Raw genomic sequence first — 6,203 nt, forward strand, 5'->3', positions numbered from 1 at the left:
TAGTGAAACCAGGTTCTTTATGACGTTGATCATGGGTGGGTCCATGGTTATTATCATGCTCCTGTATATGCTACAGATGTACAAAGACCGCAATAAGAATATTGCCATCTTGGCTTTGGGTGTTTTGCTGATCGCGGGTGGAATATGGCTGGTCAGGAGCCAGGTTACGGTTTCCGGTGTTGACTATATGGAAGGTATGATTCCCCATCACTCCATCGCTATTTTGACCAGTGAGCGTTCTCAAATAAAGGACGTCAGGGTTCGGGAGCTTGCCGATGAAATCATCAAGGCGCAGCGTAGGGAAATCATGGAAATGCAATGGTTGATCGACGATATCAAGAAAAATGGGATAGTAGAAACAGAAGAAGAAAAGGAAAAGCGTCCGCTTCCCAAATTTGAAGGATCGCTTACCGAAGAAACAACAAACCTTGACTGATACGGAAAAGTGAATGTCAGGAGGTAATAACAGTTTTTACTTTCGAAAGGAAAAAACGAAAATACAGGAGAATAAACGAAGGCATTTCGGACGTTAAATTATAAACGCATAAAATTTTTATGAAAATACAGCAATTTGAATATAAACCACTTTCCCACTATTCATACGTACTGCTGAGCGAAGGGGAGATGGCGATAATCGATCCCGATCGCGACCCGATGCACTATTATAATCTTGCGCATAAAGTAAATGCTAAGATCAAAGTTGTGCTATTGACCCACTCCCATGCAGACTTTGTAAGCTCACATTGGCAAATTAGCAAAGAAACAGGTGCCACGATCTATAACAGCAGCAGATTGGAAGCTGAATACCCTTTCGAAAGTTTTGATGGGAACAGTGCCATATTCGTGGGCAATACCAAACTAGAAGCCATAAATACTCCTGGGCATTCATACGATAGTATTTCCATTCTTGCCACAGATGCAAATGAGGTTGCACTTTTTACGGGGGACACCTTATTGATCGGGGATGTCGGACGCCCGGACCTGCGCGGAAATGAAGATGACAAAGAGCAAAAAAAGCAAGCACTGGCCCGTGAAATGTTCAACACAATTCGAACTAAATTCAAAAAAATACCGAATGAGGCCATTATTTACCCCGCCCACGGGGCGGGATCCCTGTGCGGCAAAAGCATGTCGGCAGATAGCAGTAGCACATTAGGTAGGGAGCGAAAGGATAACTGGGCATTTGGCCATCAAAATGAAGATGAGTTTGTCAAAGAACTCCTTGAAGACCAACCGTTCATACCGGCCTATTTCAAACATGATGTAGCTATGAACAAAAAGAAAGTTGAATCGATTGATATGGCAACCGCTAAAATCCCTATTCATCTTAATGCCGAAAAACCAAAAGATAATATCCTAATTGTCGATAGTCGTGATGAAAACGAGTTTAATCAAGGTCATTGGCCACAGAGTATCAATATTATGCAGGGTGGCGAAGCATCCTCTTTTGAAACATGGTTAGGTACTATAATCCAACCAGATGAGGAATTTTATTTGGTCGCTGATTCTCCAAAAAATGTAAAGACCATCGCCCGGCGGGTGGCGAAGATCGGATATGAAAATCAGCTTAAGGCCATAATTAACCTTCCGAAAAAAAACTTGATCGAAAACGAACGATTAAAATTCAAGCATTTTTTACAAAATCTGGATAATTACACTATTGTCGATGTCAGAAATACGGATGAAGTAAGAAAAAAGAAAATTTTTGAAGATGCCCTGAACAAACCCCTTCACGAACTTAGGAATTCAATTCAGGAAATTCCCACTGACAAACCCATTGTTGTCCATTGCGGCAGTGGATATAGAAGCGCGATCGGAAGCAGCATACTTTCAAATGAATTGCAAGACGTAAAAGTATATGACCTAGGGGATGTTATTGAGAAATTCAAATAACCAAGATGCTAAGTTTTAATGGGCAGAAGATGTAAGACAAAATTTTAAATGGCCATGGGAACACGTTTTTTTACAGGTTTAATCATTTCACTCTTAGTATTGGCAACTACAAATGCGCAGACCGTCGATTCGCTACCGCCGATATCGGCCTCCAAATCCTATTCCAACTATAGCAATGTCATTGGCTGGAAAAATGGAAGGACACCAAAAGCCCCGCCAGGTTTTACCGTTACAAAATATGCTGACGGTTTCAAGAATCCAAGGTGGATGTACGTTACACCGAATGGCGATGTACTTGTGGCGCAAAGCAATTCTAATTATCCGCTTTGGAAAAAAATCGGGGCATGGTTCATCGGGGCATCAAAGTCGAAAAGCTTTAAGAACAGTTCCGACTTGATAACCTTGCTCCGCGATGTAGACAAGGATGGGTCTCCCGATGAACGCGCCGTATTTCTCGAAAAGGAACTCGATCAACCCTTCGGAATGCTTGTGTTGGATGATTGGTTCTATGTGGCCAATACCAACGGATTGCTACGTTTTCCTTACAAGCCCGGCCAATCTCAACTATCGGGAAAAGCAGAAAAAATTACGACCTTGCCCGCAGGAAAGGCCAATCGACATTGGACACGCAATATTACTGCCAACAAGGACGGCTCGAAAATATATATAGCGGTCGGTAGTGGCTCGAATGTTGGGGAGAAAGGGGCAGAGGCCGAATTCATGAAGGCGGCCATTCTTGAGATTGATCCTGATGGCTCAGGACTAAGAATTTTCGCGTCAGGACTAAGAAACCCTGTGGGTATGGATTGGAATCCCGTTACCGGAGACTTATGGACGGCGGTCAACGAACGCGACGGATTGGGCAACAACCTCGTACCTGATTATTTGACCAGTGTCCAGGAAAACGGATTTTATGGTTGGCCCTATGTGTACTATGGGCAAAATGAAGATCCAAGGGTAAAATGGGTTCCTTCGGCCCAAGTGGAGAATACACTGGTGCCCGATGTGAACGTTGGCCCCCATACCGCATCTTTGGGATTGACGTTCTACACGGGCGATTCATTTCCTGACAAATATCGGAACGGAGCCTTTGTCGTGCAGCATGGTTCTTGGAACAGACAGGTTTTATCAGGCTATAAAGTGGTTTTCGTGCCTTTCGAGAACGGAGAACAAACTGGAAAACCTGAAGACTTTTTAACGGGTTTTATTGTTGACGGCAAAAAAGATGAGGTCTATGGCCGACCCGTGGGTGCCGCCGTACTACTCGATGGGTCGATGTTGATAACCGATGATGTGACCAATACGATCTGGAGAATCAGCTGGGAAGGTAAAAATGGTATGTGAGCGATTCTCAATGGGGGTTTGCCGTTAAATAAGTATTTTTATTTATGGAAGATGCACAACCTCCAGTAAAGGATTTGAGAAATCTTTTTGAAGAAGCCAAGGCTAGAAGCGAATTCGATTTTGTACTTAACCTGATTAATTATAGGGGAATCAGTTCATCCAATTTAAACTCGAACCTTCATGAATGGTTCGATGCAATCGAGTTTTACAAAAGGTTGTACAATGAATTGGAAGGAAAAGAGAAAACCCGTATGGGTTTACAGATTTACTCCACTTTTTTTGAGAACAGCGACTTCTACAACATAATAGGTAATCTGTGCCGTATTAAATTGGGATACAAAGGTTCATCATATCTTTTTTGGAAAACAAAAAAATATGAGCGCCTTTTGGGAATCGGCGAAAAACAAGATTTCTTGATGGAGCTCTTGGCCGATTCGGAAAAGCAGCACCTAATCGATTTTTATGAGCAGAACCATTTTAAAGAAATACGCAACAGTTTCTTCCATTCCGCCTATTCTATTGACGAAGATCGGTATGTAATGCACGATTCGGACCCTATCGATTTAAACGGTGTCTTAAACCATTCCTTTGATTTAGATGAATTCTTCTACCCCAAGTTGAATAATGTTATTGACTTATTCGACATTTTCAAGAAATTGTATTTTCAGTATTTTAATTCTTACAAAAAGGATGTAGTTGTAATGGGAATGTTTCCCAATCCCTGTGAAGTTACCATTCTGGGTTCTGAGGAAGGACTCAAAGGTTTCCGCATCAAAAATGCCGTCAATTTTTTTGGTAAATGGCACGATTCGGGCATTTGGTTCGATGAAGAGAATGGTTTTTGGGCGGGCCATAATATCAATATGAACTTAGCCAGAATTGAAGATATAGAGATAGACGAGCAATTAAGACGATACGAATCAAAAGCTAACATTACCAAGAATGATATAGAGTTTTTCAACTTGGTGGATAAAGTCAAAGAACGCAATAACCCACAGGAAATACGACGAGCAACACTATTGCTGTTGAAATTTGGCGATGTCCGTAAAGATAAAATGGATGCAGAGGAAAATGAGTACAAGAAAAGGAGCTTTCCTAAAATCATTCTTCCCTATTATCGCAAAGCCATAGAGATAGGGGCACATATCTTCAAGGATTTAGAACAGTTTAAGAAAACAGTCGCTGAGCTAGAAAAGCAACTTTGACTAGTTGTTTTCCACATTTTGCGAGAATATTACAACTCTTTCAGCAAATTTCGTAACACGGTTGGTGGTAACAATTCTGAACTTTGCATAAAGCAATTCAGATAAAGCTATGGAAACCACAACTGTTTTGGAGCAAAAGGATAAAACTAAAACCAAGAAATCAGATATCAAAAAATCCTTTCCGGTCACGGGAATGACTTGTGCGGCCTGCGCATCAAGTGTTGAATCCATCCTGTCGCATACCGAAGGTGTCAACGGTGCCAGTGTTAATTTTGCCAGTAGTTCAGTACTCGTTGATTATGATGAGACCGTTACGGAGGAAAAATTGCAAAACGCTTTGCGAGAAGTAGGTTATGACATTATCATCGATGCGGAAGACCCTTCAGAAGTACAACAAGAACTCCAGCAAAAGCATTATCAAGATATAAAAAACCGTACTATCTGGTCAGCGATTCTGACCCTTCCCATATTTATTTTGGGAATGTTTTTTATGCATTGGGAACCCGGAAAATGGATTTCGTTAGTATTGACTTTTCCTGTTTTATTTTGGTTCGGTCGTAGCTTTTTCATCAATGCTTTCAAGCAAGCTAAACACGGGAAGGCGAATATGGATACCTTGGTCGCCTTGAGTACCGGAATCGCTTTTCTCTTTAGTGTATTCAATACTTTTTTTCCTGAATTTTGGTTGAGTCGCGGTATCGAGCCTCACGTTTATTATGAAGCGGCTACCGTAATTATAAGCTTTATTTCCTTGGGGAAATTATTGGAAGAGAAGGCAAAATCCAACACTTCTTCGGCCATCAAAAAATTGATGGGATTACAACCCAAAACCCTGAAGATTATTGAGAATGGGGAAGAAAAAGAAATTCCTATTTCGGCTGTGCAAGTGGGTCAAACCATTTTGGTGCGCCCAGGAGAAAAGATACCTGTAGATGGCGAAGTTTCCAAGGGAAGCTCGTATGTAGATGAAAGTATGATTACGGGAGAGCCTGTTCCCGTAGAAAAAACAAAGGATGAAAAAGTATTTGCCGGAACGGTAAATCAAAAAGGGAGCTTTCAATTTACCGCAGAAAAAGTTGGTGGTGAAACTTTGCTATCCCAAATCATAAAAATGGTTCAGGAAGCCCAGGGAAGCAAGGCACCCGTTCAAAAACTGGTCGATAAAATTGCTGGAATATTTGTTCCTATCGTTTTGGGTATATCTATCATTACGTTCATTGTTTGGATGTCGGCAGGAGGCGATAATGCATTTTCGCAGGCCTTACTAACTTCTGTAGCAGTATTGGTTATCGCTTGTCCCTGTGCATTGGGATTGGCTACACCTACGGCTATAATGGTGGGGATTGGCAAAGGTGCCGAGAACAATATCCTAATAAAAGATGCCGAAAGTTTAGAACTAGGACATAAAGTGAATGCGGTCATTCTTGATAAAACGGGTACCATTACCGAAGGAAAACCATTAGTGACGGATATTCATTGGTCTGAGAATAATAAAGACACGAAGAAATACAAGCAAATTCTTTTAGCAATTGAAGCACAATCAGAACACCCTTTAGCGGAAGCGGTGGTCAACCACTTAAAAGATGAAAATATTGAAAAAGCTGAAATTGCTTCTTTTGAAAGTATTACAGGAAAAGGCGTTCAAGCTGAAATAAAGGACGGTTCACAATACTATGTTGGAAACCATAAATTAATGCTTGAGAATAATATTCAAATCGATGCTTCCTTAATGCAAACAGCAGAAAGTCTCGAAGAGCAAGC

General features: G+C 41.3%; 5 protein-coding genes. All 5 read left to right on the forward strand.

Going from position 1 to position 6,203, the window contains the following annotated elements:
- A partial coding sequence (locus tag AACZ88_RS23830; RefSeq protein ID WP_339716283.1) for a DUF305 domain-containing protein occupies positions 1-436 on the forward strand: 436 nt, incomplete at its 5' end.
- 119 nt (positions 437-555) lie between these two features.
- The gene (locus tag AACZ88_RS23835; protein ID WP_109649924.1) at positions 556-1,893 is read left to right on the forward strand and encodes an MBL fold metallo-hydrolase; all 1,338 of its coding nucleotides are present in this window, start codon (positions 556-558) and stop codon (positions 1,891-1,893) included.
- Positions 1,894-1,941: 48 nt separating this feature from the next.
- The gene (locus AACZ88_RS23840) at positions 1,942-3,237 is read left to right on the forward strand and encodes a sorbosone dehydrogenase family protein (RefSeq protein WP_109649925.1); all 1,296 of its coding nucleotides are present in this window, start codon (positions 1,942-1,944) and stop codon (positions 3,235-3,237) included.
- Between the two features lie 44 nt (positions 3,238-3,281).
- A complete protein-coding gene (locus AACZ88_RS23845; protein WP_109649926.1) occupies positions 3,282-4,442 on the forward strand; it encodes a hypothetical protein in 1,161 nt (386 codons plus the stop codon).
- 109 nt (positions 4,443-4,551) lie between these two features.
- Positions 4,552-6,203, forward strand: a 1,652-nt coding sequence (locus AACZ88_RS23850) for a heavy metal translocating P-type ATPase (protein WP_339716286.1), incomplete at its 3' end; no start/stop codon positions are given.

Origin of the sequence: uncultured Kriegella sp. (assembly GCF_963975415.1) — a bacterium.
GTDB lineage: Bacteria > Bacteroidota > Bacteroidia > Flavobacteriales > Flavobacteriaceae > Kriegella.

What these genes read in the sequence shown, in the direction of transcription:
- AACZ88_RS23835 (WP_109649924.1), top strand. Translation starts at nt 556, where the DNA reads ATGAAAATACAGCAATTTGAATATAAACCACTTTCCCACTATTCATAC.
- AACZ88_RS23840 (WP_109649925.1), top strand. Translation starts at nt 1,942, where the DNA reads ATGGCCATGGGAACACGTTTTTTTACAGGTTTAATCATTTCACTCTTA.
- AACZ88_RS23845 (WP_109649926.1), top strand. Translation starts at nt 3,282, where the DNA reads ATGGAAGATGCACAACCTCCAGTAAAGGATTTGAGAAATCTTTTTGAA.